This window comes from Dakarella massiliensis (assembly GCF_001182045.1).
GTDB lineage: Bacteria > Pseudomonadota > Gammaproteobacteria > Burkholderiales > Burkholderiaceae_F > Mesosutterella > Mesosutterella massiliensis.
Genome location: NZ_CVTY01000004.1, coordinates 117,164 through 134,359, shown reverse-complemented (window position 1 = coordinate 134,359; position 17,196 = coordinate 117,164). Strand labels below are relative to the sequence as shown.

Here is a 17,196-nt window from a genome sequence, read left to right as displayed (position 1 = left end):
TTTTCTTTCCGGCTTCGTCACCCCGAAAAAAACGAGATGATCTACCCCTTTTTTTCTACCTCCCAAGGGCTTTGATTCCTCGGCGTTTTTTCAGGAACAGAAGAAACAGGGGATATGAATTCATTACTTCAATATTACTTATATTGCTACTCAAGTTTAAAAAATTTCGCTTTTTTCAAACACCTGAATTATTTACTTCAGAAATAATTTTTGTATCCAAAGAATCATTTTTGCTAGAATTCAAGACTTCTTTTTTCGGGAAAACCCTTTGCCGGCACAGACCCGAGCGACGTGACCGGCGGATTAGTCAACAAAAATAGGAGCTCTCGATATGTCCGATGAACTGACCCAGCCTGAGAAGAAGGTTGGGATCGGCGCCTACATCTCGCTGATTTTTGCCTGCGTGTTTTTCTCCGGCGCATTCGCCTCAAATCACTGGTGGGGCATTTTTGACTTCATCACCCTGAACGGCACGTGGGGCAAGGTAGTACAGACGGCGGTCATGAATGATGCCGGCACGCTGCAGACCGTCCTCGGAAACTTCCGCGGTAAGGGAGGATCCGGAGCGATTGATGGATTCTGCTTTGCCCTCACCCTGATTCCAACCATCATGTTCTCGATCGGCATGGTGACGGTGTGTGAGCACTATGGCGCGCTGGATGCCGCCCGAAAGCTCCTCACCCCGATTCTCCGCGGTCTTCTCGGTATTCCGGGCAGCGCCTGTCTCGCCCTGATCGCCTCACTCCAGTCTTCTGACGGCGGTGCTGCCATGACCCGTCAGCTGAAGGACGAAGGAAAACTGACTGAAAAAGAAGTCACCATCTTCGCCACGTTCCAGCAGACAGCGGGTGCCGGTATCGGAAGTTTCCTCGCCTCAGGCGCGGTCCTCTTCACGCTGATGGGACCAGACGGGAAACCTCTCCTCCCGATTGCGCTCGGCGTCGGGCTCGGGATCGAGCTGCTTGGAAAAGTGGTTGCCGCCTGGATTATGAGGCTCTTCCTCTCCGGCAAAAAGTCCGCCTCTTGATAGACAGGAAAAGAAAAATGGCAGAAGAAAAAATGGCGGCCGCGGTGCAGCCTGAAAGAAAGGAAATTGTGACGGACGTGTTTGTCCGCGGAGCAAAGAAAGGCTGGGGTATCGCAATCGGCTCAATGCTTCCGAATGTTGTGATGGCGTTTGTCATCATCAAGGCACTCGATATTACCGGGATACTCACGCTCGTCGGAAATACCTGCGGCCCCGTGATGGAGATTTTCGGACTTCCCGGAAAAGCTATCGTGGTGCTTCTCGGCGCCTGGCTTTCCGCGGGCGGCGGTGTCGGTACGGCGATTGCGCTGCACTCATCCGGAGCGCTGAATGGCACAGATCTCGCGATCCTGACTCCCGCGATCTTCCTGATGGGATCTCAGGTCCAATACCTAGGACGCGTCCTCGGCGTGATCGGTGTTTCCGGCAAAATGGTCCCGATCATCATGACGGTACCTGTCATCGTCGCGATTCTTTCGCTCTGGGTCATGCGGCTCATCGTGCTCGCATCCTGAGGTTCAGGTATCTCTACAATAAGCCGAACGGCGGAGCTCTCTCCCCGTTCGGTTTTTTCTTTTTGACAGCATGAAGGCATAGCTGAAGGAGCAGAAATGACAATCCTGCAGGATTTCCTGAAAGACCTCGCTGAACTCGTCAACATCGACGCGGGAACGAGAAACGCGGCTGGCGTTACAAAAGCCGCTGAAATCATGAAACGGCACTATGAATCAATCGGATTCCATGCGGAGCTTGTTGATCTGTCGCCGGACTGCGGAAAGGCTCTCCTCGCGACCAACCGCCCGGGAGCCGATCACTATGACATCATGCTGAACGCTCATCTCGACACGGTCTTCCCGGACGGAACGGCTGCCGCGAGACCTTTCCGGTTTGATGATGTCAAGGCCTACGGTCCAGGATGTCTCGACTGCAAGGCTGGGGTTCTCTCTATCTTCTACGGCATCAAAACCGCCCGTAAGGAAGATATTGACCGACTTTCGATCCTCGTCTGCTGCAACCCGGATGAGGAGCTGATTTCACCCTGGTCTTCTGAATGGCTTCTCGCTCAGGGCAAAAAAGCGGATCGCGTTCTGATCTGTGAACCGGCCCGCGCAAACGGCGCCCTGGTCCGTTCCAGAAAAGGCTCTGCCCTCTACACCGTCACTTTCCACGGGCTTTCAGCTCACGCAGGCAACAATCCTCAGGAAGGCCATAACGCCAACATCGCTCTGGTGAGATTTATCAGTGAGATCTATCAGTACAACGATTTCGAGCGCGGGACGACCGTGAACCCTGGCATCATCGAAGGCGGAAAAATCGTGAACGCGATCCCAGATCTCGCCCGCGTTGAAATTGATACCCGATTCTGGAAGGACGAAGACGGCAGGTGGCTCGATCAGAAGATTCAGGAAGCCGCGAAGAAGGTTTGGGTTGAAGGCGTGACCTGCGAGCTGAAGCGCAACTCATTCCTTCCCGCCATGCCGCTCTCCGAAGCTACAAAGGGACTTGTCGGCATTGTGAATCAGGCGGCCGAAAAGGCCGGCTTCACTGCTGAGTGGGTGGATGCGGGCGGCGGCTCGGATGGTAACCACATCGCGGAAAGCGGGGTTCCCGTTGTGGATGGCTGCGGTCCTGCCGGATCGGGACTACACACCGAGCGCGAATATCTGCAGCTTGATACGGTCGAAGAGCGCATCCGCATGCAGGCGAATGTTTACTCGCTGATCTGACAGAAATAACTTCTGCATCACAGGATTTAATTTTTTATTTGAAATAATGCGCAACTTCTTGTAGAATGTATAGTCTCTAGCGACGATTAATTTCCTCGCTATCGGAGAAGTGGCCGAGTGGCTGAAGGCACACCCCTGCTAAGGGTGCAGATCAAATATAACTGGTCTCGAGGGTTCGAATCCCTCCTTCTCCGCCAGGAATTGCAAATCCCGAAGGTAAATCCTTCGGGGTTTTTCTTTGCCTGAATATCTGATTTTAACGCGATTTCTATCCTGAACTCCCGTGACATAGTTCTATATTGACTTAAACGTCATGGGAGGTTTAGGCAGGTTTAAAAGCTCAAGCATGTCTTGGGCTTTTTTCGTCAGAGGCTCCACAACCCATGTAGCTCTCGTTGGTGCCCTCACCGCTCTGATCCTCTTCAATGCGGCCAGTAACTTTTCCACCGAGTTATCGGGGAGTTTTAATTCCTGAGTTTCTCTTTTTTTAGCCTGCACTGTTATAGCCATCCTCAGAGACTGAGCGATTATGTGTACCATCAATTTGCCCATGTAAGAGGTTTGGGTTGCCTGCAGTCGGTCTCCTCCGTTAAGGACTTTAAACTGTCGGAAAGCCACCTCAACGATATTCCTGCGCCTGTAAATTCTTAGAGCCTCGATCGGATCTTCGAGCCAGTCGCTGCGGATAACAAAGCAGCCGGCAGTGCGTTCCCAGAGTCTGAGAGCCTCGAGGTTTTTCTCCCATATTTTCCTTTCCTTGCCGTCTTGCTCTTCTTTGCACTCAGTTATGAAGCGGGCAGCGAAGTTCCAGTCATCTCGATCTACGACTTTTCCATCGCGTTTTTTATCTAAGACCTTATCTATTTTCTTTAGTAGCTGCTTCTGCTGAGAGAGCGCAATTTCCGGGAACCGATACAGATGCACGAAGCAGTCACGATTTACTGAGCCGGCCTCTGTGTTTTGCTTCCAGTCTTCTTTTATGGTTCGGCAATAAACTTCATACTCACTGTTGTAAAAAGCGAGGTCGCAAAGTGCTTCACGGAACTTTGTAAATTTATCTTTTAAACCCTTTTCCACGATAGGAACGCCGGCGACGAAGCTGACATCGGTATTAAAAAGATTCTGAAGATTCATTAGGGAAGAGTAACCCCGGTCGGTCACCAGGACTGTCTCGTCAAGATCAAAGCCGTAGCTTTTCATCTGAGCCAGGATGGATTTGTAGACCGACTTATCGGTTATCGAGCCTTCGTCTTCTCTGGCATAGCAGACGTCTCCGTTCAAGAAATCCACGGCAAGCGTAAGGTTTATCTGTTTGAGTTCAGGATTCTGTTTGGCGTGCCCGTAAGCCGCATCCTCGATTGTCATAGAGAAGGTACTTATTGCCGTGGAGTCCAGCGCCATATACATCTTTTGCAGAGTTGAAGGCGGCATGGCCGAGCCCTGCTTCTGAGCCTTTTGTTTTATTTCCTCAAGCCATTTCTGATAATTCTGCTTGGATCGGTCAAATCGTAAACGGAAATAATTAACCATGTCCTCATGGTCGACTTGAGCAAGCAGTTCGCTGATGCGCTGAGAGCTTAAAGGAGCGCTTACAGGAAGCCAGTTGTCGGGAAGCCAGTCTTCATAGCCGTTCATGGCGCCCCCGTCTAAGAGCTGATAGACGGCCAAAGCCAGAAGGCCGGTTCCTAATTGTTTTCCGAACGCCGCCTGCAGGTTTTGCAGAATTCGGTTCTTGGAGGCGAACTGCCAAAGGGCCCAGGTGGCAGCGTAAGAAAGGTTGTTTGAAGCCCATGACTGCTCGCGCTGTTGAACTTCTTCTGCAGCATCCTGCTCGGATCTTTCAACGAGGGTACGATTTTCAAAGTAAAGCGTCTTGCCTTCATACTCAGGATGATTGGATAAGTACTTTTTGCCCAGTCTAAGTCTTCCGGTTGCTTCATTGAGCGTGCCGACATAAATCCTTTTGGCAATTCTTGACTGTTTCTTCACCGGATCCCACTCATTTCTATAGCCATAAACATAGGTGGAATCTCCTTTTCTGAAGGTGGAGAAACGGAAATGGTTGTCTGGTAGAGTTCTTGGTCGAGCCATAATAGTCTTTATCAATATTTATAGACTATAATATCAAGAATTACCCTTAATGTCAATCTCAACTATTTAAATTTACTAGGAATTTTTTCCAGAATGAAAAAATCCCGGAGCTATGTTCCGGGAGTTTGGGTTCTATCTATTCCGCCTCGAATGGATGGGAACTCATTACTCTCCCGCTGAGAAAAACAGGCAAAATATTGCCCCCGTTCCCTGGAAAGGAATACGGGGGCTTCGGAACTCTCAGCCAGTAAAAATTGTTCAGCTCTTATCCGTTCTGAATATCGTGCCGTCCGGTCTGACTCCTTCAGCCTGCATCAGCTTGAAGAGACGCGTTTCGACACGGATCAGGCGGCTGATGATGTACTCCTGGTTCTTCAGTATCCGCTCCAGCATGGCGCGGGTTTCCTGGTCTCCATAGCTGCCGTCCCGGGACAGATAGCCGCCGAAATTGGAAAGCGTCTCTCGGTAGGAAGCACCGTCTTCCGGTTCGGCGTCAACAATCTTGCTGTTTTCCATATTCCATCCTTTCTGACTCGGTCTCAGGGCAGGCGCTGCAAACGCACTCAAAGTTGTCAAAATTGATTATATCATCCGCACATGGAACGACATCAGTTCTGATTCTATATTTAATTACTGAAAATATCGACCAGAATCTGACAAGACCCCGAAGTTATCGAGAAAAGGATGAATTTATCGGAAACTTATTTTTTTAATATTTGACTGAGTGAGGAAGCTGTAATCTGCATTCTAAGTTTCTGGTGAAGAGAAGAGCGATGCACCTCCACGGTCCGCTCACTGATACCAAGACGCTCCGCGATCTGCCGGCTCGTCAGCCTTGCCGCCACCAGTTCCGCGATTTCGAGCTCCCGCCTTGTGAGAAGAGAGAGCCTCTGACGGAGCACCGCGGGGGACGAAGTCCCTTCCGCATTCTTCAATGACTGCAGGACGCAGGTCTCAATTGCCGCAAGGAGTTTTCCGCTTTCCGGAGGCTTCTGAATGAAATTCGCGGCACCATCAATCATGGCGGTGACCGCCATATCGATGTCTCCGTGACCGGTCAGGAAAATGATGGGGAGGGTGTTTCCGCGGCGGTTCATTTCATGCTGAAGCTCGATTCCTGTCATCCCGGCCATCTGAACATCCAGAATCAGGCAGCCCGGGATGGAAGGGGAATCCTGGGTCAGAAAATCACGGGCGGAGGGATAGGCGGCGCTCCTCCATCCCGCGCATTCCAGCATAAAGGAAAGCCCCTTCCGAAGATCCAAGTCATCATCCACGATGCGGATGAGAGTCTCATCCTGCATTTCTTCAAGATTCTTCATTCCTTTTCTCCTTCACCTGGATTTTCCTTCACGCACTCCAGCTCAAATGATGCCCGGAGGCCACCCTGCGGGATTCTTTCATAGAGAAGATGGCTGCCGTATGAACTGAGAAGCTCCCGGACAATTGAAATGCCAAGTCCGAGACCGCCTTCCTTCGTGCTGTTAAGCGGAGAAGAGAGCCTCGCAAAAGCCTCATCGTCAAGGGCGGGACCGTTATCCAGCACTTCAACACGGATTTTGCCGTTTCCCGGAACAGCGTCAAGCGTTACAGAGGGAGAGTCCGACCCTTCCGCTGCTTCCCCGGCGTTTTTGAGGAGATTGAATACCACACACTCCAGTTCCAGTGGATCCATCCTCACCCAGACATCCACGTCGGCGTGTGATGCGTCGAGCCGAAGAGGTTTCTTTCTCGATACCCGGTAATTTTCCGCCGCCTCTTTCAGTGCGTCACCAAGACGGATCCAGACTCGGCGCCCCTCAAGCCTCGAGGAACGGGCATAGGAGCGCGCATGATCGACGATATCTGAAGCCTTTTTTGCCTGGCGCTCGATCTGAGAAAGAGGTTCCGAGAGTTTCTCCGCAGGACCGATCACCCCCCGCTTCAGCAGCATCCGAAGTCCATCCAGATAAAAACTCATTGTGGAAAGCGGCTGACGCATCTCGTGCGCCAGCATTCCGGACACCTGTCCGAGGGCTCCCATTTTCTGCAGCGCGTCCAGATGCTTTGTGGCGTCAAGCGCCTTTTTCTGCAGCTTCTGCTGCTCATCCATCAGGGCCTTCAGCTGCTCTGTACGACGGCGCACAAGCACGTCAGAGCGCCATGCGTGAAGAATCAGACCGATCGCGGCAAACACCGCGATGATAAAAAGCGGCCAGTACTCGCGAAGCAGCATTTGCACCGTGGTTTCGCGGAGGTAACGGTATTTACCGATCCGAAGCGTCCGATAGAGATGATCGACCGGGAGAAAATCCGTCGCGATTCCCCAGTAGTTACCGTGTGAATCCGGCGGCATATTGAGGATCGCGAGTTCCGCCGACCGGGCTTCTCCCGGCGTCAGACGGTTAGTCCCCGTAATGATCCAGCTGGGGTACAGAGGCGTGCTCCGCCGGCAGGGTTCTCCAGGCTCGGTTTTCTCTCCCACTACAGCGAGCTTTGAGGCAAGATCCGGATGATCCTTAGCCCAGGACTCAAAGAAACAGAGTCTGGCAAACGCGACCCCGGCCTTCCCTTTCGCAACATCCGTAAGCGCTTCAGCGAGATGACTTCCTCCCCCGACAAACTTCACAGAAGAAAAGAAAGTCTCCCAGTTAGGATCAACCTTAGCCACTTCTCCCATCGGAACATAAAACCCGGTGAAAGCGATTGAGGTATTGGCGAGCAGCGTTCTGCCGCGCAGTTCGCTGATATCCGTGATTCCGTCAGATTTCCTCACCAGAATGGCAGCCCCGTCCCCATGATTGGGATCCGGGTAACCGGGCTGCACCAGAGTTCCGAACACACGGACACCGTGGTTCTGCTGCAGCCGATAGGACTGACCAGCGCTGGTGATAAAAAAATCGAGCTTTCCCGCTGTCAGTTCGTTGCCAAATTCCGAGGCAGGAACAAGGGCCACCTCCACGGATCGCCCTGGAAAATGCTTCCGAAGACTTTCCGCCGTCTTCTCAATCACGGCTCCCTTATCGCTTGGCTTCACATAGTCCATTGAAGCAATAACAAGCGGCCGGGCTGATTCGTCAGACGCCTTCCCGCTTCCGGACGCAGGAAGAGCGGCAAGAACACAAAACATCAGAGCAGCAATTTGAGACGGGATCAGTTTCAGCATCATCTGAATCGTAGGAATGAGATCAGGCCGGGGCGATCTCTGGATCTGCCATTATCCCCTAAACACTTCAGCAGTCACAAGGATTCTCCGATAAATCAAGCGCTTTTGCCCTTCATAACCTTACCAGGAGTACTATAGGTCTAAGTGCAAACCATTAAACCGTTAGTAGAACTGATGGATTTAAGGAATAATTAAGAAAACACCTAAAAAAAACGGAGACTCAGCACCATGAAACTACTCAAGTTATGCGCTCTGGGACTGATGCTTGGCGCGTTCTCGCTTTCGAGCGCCTACGCCGCCGACTTCACCGCTGACAAGCATATTGCTGCCGGCATGAAGTGCGAATCCTGCCACGGCCCCGATAAGAAGATCGAGACCCCTGACATGAATCAGTGCGTCAAGTGCCACGATCCGAAGAAGCTCGCCGAGAAGACGAAGGACGTCAAGCCGACGAATCCGCACGACTCCCCGCACTATCATCAGAACCTGGAATGCACGCTTTGCCACGTGGGTCACGAGAAGTCTGAGATCTACTGCAACCAGTGCCACAAGTTCAACTTCAAGATGCCCTGATAGCAGAATGGTGCAGAAAAAACGGTTCCTTCGGGAACCGTTTTTTTATGTCTGAATACTCTCAAGTCGGAGTGACTGAACAACTGGCCCGCCTTCTCCCATAAAAAAGAGATCCGGTGATGGGGAATCACCGGATCTCTCGCGCCTCTCTCCAGGAGAGTAGGGATAGAGGCGCGTGTACTACGGGAGAAAGTTACATCGGCTGCTTATAGGCCTTGGCAGAACGGGCTGCCGTACGGCCGAAGATCATGCAGTCAGCAACAGCGACCGTGCCGAGGCGGACCATGCCGTGGACACCGCCCGTCACTTCGCCAGCGGCGAAGAGACCCGGGATCACGTTGTGGCGGGCATCCAGCACCTGAGCCTTGTTGTTAATCTCGAGACCGCCCATGCAGTGATGGACACGCGGCCAGAGTCTCCAGGCATAGAACGGACCGTTCGCTTCCGTGTTCGGCACGCCGTCCTTGAAGAACTTGGTGTGGAACTGCGGGTCATTCATGGCCTTCATGTAGCCGTTGAACTTATCGTTCTCAGCAACCAGAGCGTCATACGGGATCTTGTAGAAAGCCGCGAGATCCTTCAGCGTCTTGAACTCATGGACAACGCCAGACTTCAGGAGGGAGTCGAACATTTCCTTGGACATGTTCTTGCCCACAGCCTGACCGAAAACGTTCTTCGCGCAGGCATACATCACGACCGGGTGACCGATAGCGACGATAGCGTCGGCACGAACCTTGCGGTTGCCGGTTTCCTGGACGAAGCGCTTCGCATTCGCCGGGTCCACCATCGGGCCGTAGCCAACGAGCGGCTCAGTCAGAAGCGGAGTCTTGCCGAAGCCCTGTTCATCCGGGCTGGTCCACGGTCCGAGCTGAATCCAGTCCATATGCACCGTGTTAGCGCCAAGGAACTGAGCGTCCTGGAGCGCTTCACCGGTCGCGCCCGGCTGGTTCGTTGAACCGAAGGCCGCGGTCAGACGCGGGTCATGGCTCATACGCATCGTGACGTTCTGAGCAAAACCGCCGGCAGCGAGCAGCACGCCGTTGCGGGCGCGGATGTACTTCACCTTGCCGGAATTGGTGCGCGGGAAGCGGTATCCGGTACGGACCTTGGCACCCAGCACCACGCCCTTATCGTCCTCGATGATGTCTTCGAGGTAGGTGCGGAGCTGAATCGGGATGTTGTATTCCTTGCACTTCGCAAGCATCGGGTTGATGAAGCCGGAACCCATGTGAGCAGTAACGGAGTGGCTGCGCTTCACGGAGTGACCGCCGTGATACGTCACAGCTTCGAACTGAACACCGATCTTGTCACGGAGCCAGTAGAAGTTTTCAACGGATTCGTCAGCAATGTGACGGGCGAGTTCCGGATGGGCGAGACCGCCGCCAGCGCGCAGAATGTCGCTGTAGAGCAGATCAGGATTATCGGAAATGCCGGCCTTCTTCTGCATATCCGTGCCGGCAGCGGCCACAGCGCCGCCGTTGATGATGGAGTTGCCGCCCGGGGTCGGCATCTTGTCGATCACGAGTACGTTCTTGATGCCGATCTGATGCGCTTCAAGAGCGGCTGCAAGACCAGCAAAACCGGTGCCGACGATCAGGAAATCGACGGTTTCATCCCACTTAGCGGGGACCTTCGCGGTCTGGGCAGAAGCCTGACCGGCGGCGGACATAAGACCAGCCGCGGCAATAGCGCTTCCGGCACCAAGGAAATGACGACGCGAAAATTCCATATTATTCTCCTCTCTCTTTGAATGGCTCTGTGCAGACCGTTTTCACTCACGGTCTTAAGCCAACAATTTAGTTGTACTACTTTCGACTGATCTATAAGCCCTAACAACATAGGCTATCAACATAAGGGTTGATACTCATATAACAGCAACTGTTATAGGGGTTAGCACTGAATATTGGGTGCGGTAGGTAGGTCTTTTGCTCTGCAGACAAAGGAAAAAAGCTACTATTAGCTGAAAAAAAGAACACAGAAAAACAGAGAAAGCGGCGGACAAACTGTTTTATGGAGAGAGAAAATGGCACGTCGTCCCTTCGCCTGGTACGCTGCGGTTGAACTGCCGCGGCCGACAGCATGGTTTGAATCCGGGATTCCCAGAACACCTGTCATACCTTTTATTACTCACGCATTGCATCCCTCGCTTCTGCGGCTGATTGAAAGAGTCGGCACATTGCGGAAACTGAACGCCGGTGAGGAAATCTTCAGGCCCTGTGACCCGGTGGATCAGGTCACGGTTGTCAGGAAGGGCATCACGGGCCGCGCGCTGGGACATGACGGAAACGCGATCGGACTCGCGATCCCTGGACGGTTCGCGAGCGGCAATCTGAATTTTTTCACCGGTTTTCCGTGTTTCGGGCGGTATTTCGCGCTGATCCCGAGCGAAATCATCACGGCTCCCAAGGATCTCCTCAGCCCGGTGCTTCGGGGGAGCCCCGAGGCCGCGCTTCTTTTCGCACGGCAGTTCGAAATGGCAAAGCTTTCTGACCGTCTCGGTTTCGCGATTCTTTCCAGCTGCAGCGTGGAGCTGAGGCTCGCGGCTTTCTACTATGCGTGGGCCGCAAGCTACGGTCATACCGTTCAGGATGAAGCGGGGAACACCTGGATCCGCATGCCACCCCCGATTCAGCGTCACTACATCGCGAACGTCGTGAACACATCGCGGCTTTCCATAGACCGTTTTCTGAAGCAGTGGAAGGATAAGAATCTCTCGAAAATGGTCGGTGAGGAGCTCTGGGTACAGCCGTCTCTCCTTGAACCGATTCACGCCTGGATCTGCGACAAAGAGGAGATTTCAATCCGGGTCCGCCCGGCATCCCTTCTCGACTCTCTCTGGGGGGACAAAATGCGGGACCCGGATTCGGAAACGCAGGCGGTTTCCTATTAACGAAATATCCAATTACGGTTTCGAAGGAAATTTTGCGGTTTGCTCACGCTTCTTCGACAGTGACCGCCGTATCCTTTAAATAACGAAACGTTCCCACAAGGAAAGGAGGAGCTCATGAAGCTTAAGAATGCCGCTGCTGCATTGGCAGCTGCCGCTCTCATGACTGCGACCGCAGCAAACGCCGCGACGAACATCAGTATTTCAATCGGCGACCCGGGATACTGGGGCGTGATTCCCGCCCTCGCCGGTCATGCGCCGAGAGTGTGGAACAGCGCACCTGTTGTTGCAATCGGCGCCGCCGCTGCTGGTGTTGCCGCGATCTACCTCAACGTGCCGGATCGCGAGCGTCTCGACTGGCCCCGCTACTGCGGCAAGTACAACGCCTGCCGCCGTCCGGTGCATTTTGTCCGCAACGACTGGTACCGCAACGACTATGCCCCGGCCTACCGCAAGGCTCATCCCCATGGAATGCCGCCGGGACAGGCTAAAAAAATGAATGGTCCCGGTCACCCCATGCCGCCCGGACAGGCTAAGAAGATGGGCGGCCCGGGCCCCGGTCCGCAGGGACATGGACCTCAGGGACCTGGACACGGTCCGCAGGAACAAGGCCCCCATGGCCCCGGTCCCCGCTGATCCGCGGTTCTGAGCAACTGAAAGAGGATGACGCTACTGCGTCATCCTCTTTTTCGTTCTTCAGAATAAAAAAAGCGGTTCCCGACACGTTGCCCCAGGGGAGAGAATCCCGGGGACGGAACGGAAACCGAAGCCTCAAGCAAAGTAAAAAGGAGAACCCGCACGGCCCTGGCCCGTGCGGGGGTACTGCGGAAATCAGGCCTTGGCGGGCTTGCAGACGTGGGAGCGTTCGTTATAGAAGCCTTCCACATAAACCGTGTGATCACGGCCGACGTGCACAATGCCGAAGACGTTACGCGGCAGAGCGCGTTCTACCAGCCCCTGATTCACAACATAGTGAATGCCGTTGCGGACCGAATACCAGCCGCGGTGATAGTGACCGGAAAGAGCGGCGAGCACCCGGCCGCTCTGCTCCATGGCGCTCACAACGTCAGCCGCGTTCTTGATGAACCAGTTGTTCATCGGTCCCTTGTCCCAGTAGTTGAGATTCTGGTGCGTGAAGACAATGATCGGTTCAGAGCCGGTCGCGAGTTCTTTCTTGAACCACGCAAGTTCCTCATCCGGCACATAGGTCTGAACCCAGTTGAAATTGCCTTCAGAGTAATGGCTGCCCTTCGTGTCCTTGTAGCAGGCGTCAAGCACGATGTACTTCACGCCGCCGCGCACGAAGCTGTAGTAGCTCTTGCCGTTCGCGTCACCCGGGTTCGTCACGTTCGTCACAAAGTCTTCGTAGGTGATCTTGTCAAAGTCATGATTGCCGGCCACATGGTAGCGGGGGCCGTTGTAGCGGCTGAACTCGCGCTCAACCGTACGCAGGAATTCGAGCGTCCCCTCACGGTCGCCGTCATCCTTGCAGTCCTTAAAGTCACCCAGCTCAATCACAAAGTCGAGCTTACGGGTGTTGAAGAGATCCGTTGCCTGACGGAGCTTCGCGAGGGAATGCGCGTAGACGCGGGTGGAATCCTCGTTATCGATGCGGCGGACAGGCTGCACGCTGTAGTGAACATCCGTCACCCAGCCGAAAGAGGAAATCAGATCCTTTTCGGGAGGAATCGTAATGTCGGTGGCGGGGCAGACCGAAACAGCCTTGGCGGCGCCGGCGGCAGGGAGAACAATGAGGGTTGCAGCAGTTTTAAGAAGCGTACGGCGATTGCAGTTCATTTGGTATCTCTATCCTTAAATAAGTTATGGTGTCCGCGGGAGATGCTGACTGATCTCCCCTGAACGCTATGCAGAATAGGGATACTTTTTGACGGCTCCGTTTCGTTTTAATGACATTCGCGTGACACCGACATAAAAAAAACGGGAACCTCTGGCCTTAAAACCGGGGTTCCCGTCATGATTTCAGTTATTCACGTAGATCATTAAAGCGCCGGAGGCACTCCTTCACGGATCAGCTCGGCACGGAATTCCGCGATATCGTGAGTATCTGCGGGAGTCGCGCGGCAGCAGCCGCCGATCACGCGGGCACCCGCCTCGTACCAGGTCCGCACATAGGCGCGGAACGGGAGCGGGGAACCAAACCAGGTCTTCGTTGCCGGGTTATAGGATTCACCGGTATTCGGGTAGCAGATAATCGGTTTCGATGTACCGCGGCGGACTTCCTGAATGAGGCTCGCCACATACTGGGGAGCGGTGCAGTTAATGCCGATCGCGGCGAGCTGCGGGTTCGAGTCGAGTGCCTTCGCGGCTTCATAGACACTGTCACCGCCGCAGGTTTCCTTTCCGTTTTTACAGGAGAAGGCCACCCAGGCGCTTGCTTCAGGCGTGTCTTTCAGCACATCGAGAACCGCCTGGGCTTCGCGAAGCAGCGGGATCGTTTCGATTGCCACAATCTCCGGCCGCTCCTCAAGGAGCAGCGCGAGGCGTTCCGCATGGAAGTCGGCCAGCTCCTTACGCGTAAGTGAATAGTCGCCCGTGTACTCACTGCCATTTGCCAGATAGGCGCCATAGGGGCCGACTGAGGCCGCTACGATCGGCTTCGGGCGGTTCTCTCCGGAGTGACGGCTCCATGATGCGTCGCGCGCTTCGCGGGCAATCACAACCGACTTCCGGATCAGGTCTGCCGATTCATCGTGCGAGAACCCCTTCGCCTCAAAACCAGGAATCGTCGCCTGATAGCTCGCCGTCGCGACAAGGTCGGCGCCCTGATCGTAATACTCTTCAAAAATTTCCCGGATCAGTTCCGGACGCTCATAAAGCGCCTTCGCGCTCCAAAGCGAATCGTTCGTGTCAAAACCACGCTTGGCGATTTCAGTGCCGAGCGCGCAGTCAAGAACCATCAGAGGATAGCGGCTGAGAATGGATTCAATCGGATTCATGGTGACCTGCTCTTGTTTTAATAAAAGCAGGGAAAGCGCCTTTATCCGCACTTTCCCGCTCAGGGGTTAGGGTACCGGGGGTGATCAGGCTCAGTCGTGAAGCAGAGCCTTCGGTGGCTGCTTGCCAAACCACTTGTGATAGATCTTGGCGAATTCGCCGTCCTTCTTGATCTTCGCAAGACCGTCATTGATCTGAGTGAGAAGCTTGGTGTTGCCCTTCTTCACGGCGATACCAAGGTCTTCCTGAGTCAGCGCGACAGGCAGAGCCTTCACAGCGCCGCGTCCTGCGGTAGCCACATAGTAGTCATTCGTCGGGATGTCATTCACTACGGCATCCACACCGCCATTCCGGAGCTCAAGATAGGCTTCATTCAGCTGGTTATAGACGTGAACGTCAGCGTTTTTGATCTTACGGGCAGCCTCTTCACCGGTTGAGCCGATTGAAACACCGAGACGCTTCCCTTCAAGATCCTTGGCCGTACGAATCGTGCGGTTATTTTTCTGAACCACAACACCGAGACCGGCAATGTAATAGCGGTGAGAGAAATCCACATTCTTCGCGCGGTCCGGAGTAATCGTGATGTCGTTGATCGCGATATCAATGTTACCGGTGCGGAGAGCCGGGATCAGACCGTCAAACTGCAGATTGCGGATCTTGACCGCGAAGCCTTCCTTGGCGGCAATCGCCTTGATGATGTCGACGTCGTAGCCGACATATTCCTTCGACTTCAGATCCTGAGATCCGAACGGAGGGTACGCCGCATCCATCGCTACGGTGTAAACAGGCTTGGCTTCAGCTTTAGTGCTGACGCCAAATCCGGAGACGACGGCAAGAGCGCAGGCGAATGAGGCCAGGAGAAATTGCTTCAGCATGTTTTCCTCTCTTTTGAATTCTTTCAACTGAAAAACGGGTGGTTAGCTGGTGAGATTCATTATCCGCCGGGAAACCCGAAAAAGCCGCATGCCCCGCAAGTAATACCGCAAGGATTCCGCGAATTTCGATCTCCGGAGCGGTCTGGCGGCAAGCTCCCTGTGGGGCAGCGTCACCTAAGTTACATCTAAAGAACTAATTCTTACGAATAATAAGAACAGGATCCCGGGCACTCGTCCCGGTGTGGTTCACAAAGGAGAGAAAGTTATGTTCACTATTTCACGCAGGAATCTGATCACGGCTGCTGTGCTGACGGCTGTCACAAGCCCCGCCTGGGCTAAAACCCAGACCATCAATACAGACATTGTGATTATCGGCGGCGGGCTGGGAGGTCTTTCCGCCGGGAGCACCGCCGTGAAGCATGGAGCCCGTGTTGTGGTGCTTGAAAAACTGGGGGTTCTCGGCGGCGCCGGCCACTTCCCTGAAGGTTCACTTGGTGTTCAGACCACCTGGCAGAAGGCCCACGGCATCAACACCACAGTGGATCAGGTGCTTGACGCATCGCTTGAATATCATCATTTCCGCGCCGATCCCGAAGTTCTCCGCGCACTGATCGCCGGATCGACAGACACCATCAACGAAATCCTGAACGAAGCTCATATCGGTATGCGCGGCATCCGCACGATGTACCCGAAAAATGAATCCCTGATGACCTGGCACCTATTCAAGGGTGGCTGCGAGGCGGTTCTCGACTACTACGAAAAGAACATCCGCGCGGCGGGTGACCGCGCACAGATTCTGACCTCTACCCCGGCGCAGAAGCTTCTCACGAATAACGGGCAGATTGTCGGCGTTGAGGCTAAGAGCGCCAAGGGCGATACCATCTTTGTCATGGCGAAGAAAGTCATCATCGCCACCGGCGGTTTCGCCGCGAATAAGGAGATGATCGCGAAGTATGTGGCTGACTCGTCGACCCCGGGCATGGTGGAACCGATCTGGCTCCGCGGCCCGGAAAAGGACGGCCGCACGGGCGACGGCATCAACATGGCGCAGCTGGTCGGCGCGGGTCTTGCCGGCATGCAGACTGTTGCCGGCAACGCTCCGTACCTCCCCGATAATCCCCCGATCCGTCAGTTCAGCGGTCCGGATTATCTGAAGCAGGGACGCTGCGCGCTCGCGCAGCCCTGGCTCTGGGTGAACCACGAAGGCAAACGTTTCTTCAATGAGTCCCGCGGCTCCGTGTTTGTTGATGTCTACAACGCCATGACCACCGCGGGCGGCGTGATGTACACGATCTTCGATCAGAAGAAGATGGACACCATGGTGAACAAAGGTGCCCTCCTTCCGTTTAACGCGATCGTTCTCGCCGGCGTTCCTCTGAAGGAACTCCCGAAGACCTGGGAAGAAGGCATGAAGCGCGGCTGGGCATTCAAGGCCGACACGATTGAGGATCTGGCAAACCAGATCGGCGTTCCCCCGAAGAATCTTCGCGCGACGATGGAACGCGTCAATAAATTTGCCGCCGAAAAGAGGGATCCGGACTTTGGCAGAAAGCCTGAGCACCTGGAGGCTTTCGATATGAATCACGGTCCGTATTACGCTCTGAAAGGTATCCGCGCGTACTTCCTCACGCTGGGCGGCGTAACAGTCACGCCACGCTTCGAGGCGAAGAACCTGCAGGGCGATGTCATTCCTAACCTCTATGTCATTGGCCAGGATATCGGCGGTCTCTATGATTCAACGTACGACCTTCGCTGCGAAGGCTCGGCTTCGAGTTTCGCAATGACCTCCGGCCGTCTCGCCGCGATCCATGCGATAGACGCGATCAAGGGGAAAACCTCTTCGATGTAGTCCTGAACATGTGACGTCAGCGATCTGAAAACGCCCGATCCGGGGATTCCGGACCGGGCGTTTGCCT

General features: G+C 54.2%; 15 protein-coding genes and 1 tRNA gene. 8 read left to right on the top strand and 8 right to left on the bottom strand.

What is annotated here, in order from left to right:
• The first annotated feature begins 331 nt into the window (after positions 1 to 331).
• The 4 genes from BN1936_RS00760 to BN1936_RS00745 all read left to right on the top strand — a co-directional run bounded on the left by BN1936_RS00760 (position 332) and on the right by BN1936_RS00745 (position 2,951).
• The gene (locus tag BN1936_RS00760) at positions 332 to 1,027 is read left to right on the top strand and encodes a nucleoside recognition domain-containing protein (protein ID WP_022443357.1); all 696 of its coding nucleotides are present in this window, start codon (positions 332 to 334) and stop codon (positions 1,025 to 1,027) included.
• Between the two features lie 17 nt (positions 1,028 to 1,044).
• Positions 1,045 to 1,542: a YjiG family protein gene (locus tag BN1936_RS00755; protein ID WP_022443356.1), complete on the top strand. Its 498-nt coding sequence runs from the start codon at positions 1,045 to 1,047 to the stop codon at positions 1,540 to 1,542.
• A gap of 96 nt (positions 1,543 to 1,638) precedes the next feature.
• The gene (locus BN1936_RS00750; RefSeq protein WP_049686414.1) at positions 1,639 to 2,754 is read left to right on the top strand and encodes a M20 family metallopeptidase; all 1,116 of its coding nucleotides are present in this window, start codon (positions 1,639 to 1,641) and stop codon (positions 2,752 to 2,754) included.
• A gap of 103 nt (positions 2,755 to 2,857) precedes the next feature.
• A tRNA-Ser gene (locus tag BN1936_RS00745) sits at positions 2,858 to 2,951 on the top strand.
• A gap of 97 nt (positions 2,952 to 3,048) precedes the next feature.
• Here the strand turns inward: BN1936_RS00745 and BN1936_RS00740 are convergent.
• From BN1936_RS00740 to BN1936_RS00725, 4 genes are all read right to left on the bottom strand, one after another.
• Positions 3,049 to 4,845, bottom strand: coding sequence for an IS1634 family transposase (locus BN1936_RS00740; protein WP_148521168.1), 1,797 nt, complete (start codon positions 4,843 to 4,845; stop codon positions 3,049 to 3,051).
• Between the two features lie 258 nt (positions 4,846 to 5,103).
• Positions 5,104 to 5,361, bottom strand: coding sequence for a hypothetical protein (locus BN1936_RS00735; protein ID WP_049686413.1), 258 nt, complete (start codon positions 5,359 to 5,361; stop codon positions 5,104 to 5,106).
• Between the two features lie 185 nt (positions 5,362 to 5,546).
• Positions 5,547 to 6,167 carry a response regulator transcription factor gene (locus BN1936_RS00730; protein WP_049686412.1) on the bottom strand — a complete coding sequence of 207 codons (621 nt, stop codon included), beginning with the start codon at positions 6,165 to 6,167 and terminating at the stop codon, positions 5,547 to 5,549.
• On the bottom strand, positions 6,164 to 7,993 hold the full coding sequence (locus BN1936_RS00725; protein WP_049686411.1) for a sensor histidine kinase: 1,830 nt from the start codon (positions 7,991 to 7,993) through the stop codon (positions 6,164 to 6,166). Before BN1936_RS00725 ends, BN1936_RS00730 begins: the two co-directional genes overlap by 4 nt.
• Positions 7,994 to 8,218: 225 nt before the next feature.
• On the opposite strand from BN1936_RS00725, the gene BN1936_RS00720 reads away from it, so the two are divergent.
• Positions 8,219 to 8,563, top strand: a complete 345-nt coding sequence (locus BN1936_RS00720) for a cytochrome c3 family protein (protein WP_022443351.1) — start codon at positions 8,219 to 8,221, stop codon at positions 8,561 to 8,563.
• A 193-nt stretch (positions 8,564 to 8,756) separates the two neighbouring features.
• Here the strand turns inward: BN1936_RS00720 and BN1936_RS00715 are convergent, their stop codons facing one another.
• Complete coding sequence (locus tag BN1936_RS00715) at positions 8,757 to 10,292, bottom strand: flavocytochrome c (RefSeq protein WP_022443350.1); 1,536 nt, start codon at positions 10,290 to 10,292, stop codon at positions 8,757 to 8,759.
• A gap of 294 nt (positions 10,293 to 10,586) precedes the next feature.
• Between BN1936_RS00715 and BN1936_RS11540 the strand changes: the two genes are divergently transcribed.
• Both BN1936_RS11540 and BN1936_RS11150 read left to right on the top strand, forming a co-directional pair.
• Positions 10,587 to 11,453 carry a Crp/Fnr family transcriptional regulator gene (locus BN1936_RS11540; protein WP_187367741.1) on the top strand — a complete coding sequence of 289 codons (867 nt, stop codon included), beginning with the start codon at positions 10,587 to 10,589 and terminating at the stop codon, positions 11,451 to 11,453.
• 114 nt (positions 11,454 to 11,567) lie between these two features.
• Positions 11,568 to 12,086: a hypothetical protein gene (locus BN1936_RS11150; protein ID WP_053101769.1), complete on the top strand. Its 519-nt coding sequence runs from the start codon at positions 11,568 to 11,570 to the stop codon at positions 12,084 to 12,086.
• A 195-nt stretch (positions 12,087 to 12,281) separates the two neighbouring features.
• On the opposite strand, the gene BN1936_RS00700 is transcribed toward BN1936_RS11150, so the two are convergent.
• From BN1936_RS00700 to BN1936_RS00690, 3 genes are all read right to left on the bottom strand, one after another.
• Positions 12,282 to 13,247, bottom strand: a complete 966-nt coding sequence (locus BN1936_RS00700; RefSeq protein WP_022443347.1) for a metallophosphoesterase — start codon at positions 13,245 to 13,247, stop codon at positions 12,282 to 12,284.
• A 203-nt stretch (positions 13,248 to 13,450) separates the two neighbouring features.
• Positions 13,451 to 14,407 carry a homocysteine S-methyltransferase gene (mmuM, locus tag BN1936_RS00695; protein ID WP_022443346.1) on the bottom strand — a complete coding sequence of 319 codons (957 nt, stop codon included), beginning with the start codon at positions 14,405 to 14,407 and terminating at the stop codon, positions 13,451 to 13,453.
• A gap of 90 nt (positions 14,408 to 14,497) precedes the next feature.
• Positions 14,498 to 15,280 carry a basic amino acid ABC transporter substrate-binding protein gene (locus BN1936_RS00690; protein WP_049686409.1) on the bottom strand — a complete coding sequence of 261 codons (783 nt, stop codon included), beginning with the start codon at positions 15,278 to 15,280 and terminating at the stop codon, positions 14,498 to 14,500.
• A 265-nt stretch (positions 15,281 to 15,545) separates the two neighbouring features.
• Here BN1936_RS00690 and BN1936_RS00685 point away from each other — a divergent pair, with 265 nt between their 5' ends.
• On the top strand, positions 15,546 to 17,129 hold the full coding sequence (locus BN1936_RS00685) for an FAD-dependent oxidoreductase (protein ID WP_049686408.1): 1,584 nt from the start codon (positions 15,546 to 15,548) through the stop codon (positions 17,127 to 17,129).
• Positions 17,130 to 17,196: the final 67 nt, after the last annotated feature.

Excerpts from the sequence above, each read along its gene's own strand:
- BN1936_RS00760 (WP_022443357.1), top strand. The coding sequence starts at position 332 with ATGTCCGATGAACTGACCCAGCCTGAGAAGAAGGTTGGGATCGGCGCC.
- BN1936_RS00740 (WP_148521168.1), bottom strand. The coding sequence starts at position 4,845 with ATGGCTCGACCAAGAACTCTACCAGACAACCATTTCCGTTTCTCCACC.
- BN1936_RS00690 (WP_049686409.1), bottom strand. The coding sequence starts at position 15,280 with ATGCTGAAGCAATTTCTCCTGGCCTCATTCGCCTGCGCTCTTGCCGTC.
- BN1936_RS00720 (WP_022443351.1), top strand. The coding sequence starts at position 8,219 with ATGAAACTACTCAAGTTATGCGCTCTGGGACTGATGCTTGGCGCGTTC.
- BN1936_RS00730 (WP_049686412.1), bottom strand. The coding sequence starts at position 6,167 with ATGAAGAATCTTGAAGAAATGCAGGATGAGACTCTCATCCGCATCGTG.
- BN1936_RS00715 (WP_022443350.1), bottom strand. The coding sequence starts at position 10,292 with ATGGAATTTTCGCGTCGTCATTTCCTTGGTGCCGGAAGCGCTATTGCC.
- BN1936_RS00755 (WP_022443356.1), top strand. The coding sequence starts at position 1,045 with ATGGCAGAAGAAAAAATGGCGGCCGCGGTGCAGCCTGAAAGAAAGGAA.
- mmuM (WP_022443346.1), bottom strand. The coding sequence starts at position 14,407 with ATGAATCCGATTGAATCCATTCTCAGCCGCTATCCTCTGATGGTTCTT.
- BN1936_RS11150 (WP_053101769.1), top strand. The coding sequence starts at position 11,568 with ATGAAGCTTAAGAATGCCGCTGCTGCATTGGCAGCTGCCGCTCTCATG.
- BN1936_RS00735 (WP_049686413.1), bottom strand. The coding sequence starts at position 5,361 with ATGGAAAACAGCAAGATTGTTGACGCCGAACCGGAAGACGGTGCTTCC.
- BN1936_RS00685 (WP_049686408.1), top strand. The coding sequence starts at position 15,546 with ATGTTCACTATTTCACGCAGGAATCTGATCACGGCTGCTGTGCTGACG.
- BN1936_RS11540 (WP_187367741.1), top strand. The coding sequence starts at position 10,587 with ATGGCACGTCGTCCCTTCGCCTGGTACGCTGCGGTTGAACTGCCGCGG.
- BN1936_RS00700 (WP_022443347.1), bottom strand. The coding sequence starts at position 13,247 with ATGAACTGCAATCGCCGTACGCTTCTTAAAACTGCTGCAACCCTCATT.
- BN1936_RS00725 (WP_049686411.1), bottom strand. The coding sequence starts at position 7,993 with ATGATGCTGAAACTGATCCCGTCTCAAATTGCTGCTCTGATGTTTTGT.
- BN1936_RS00750 (WP_049686414.1), top strand. The coding sequence starts at position 1,639 with ATGACAATCCTGCAGGATTTCCTGAAAGACCTCGCTGAACTCGTCAAC.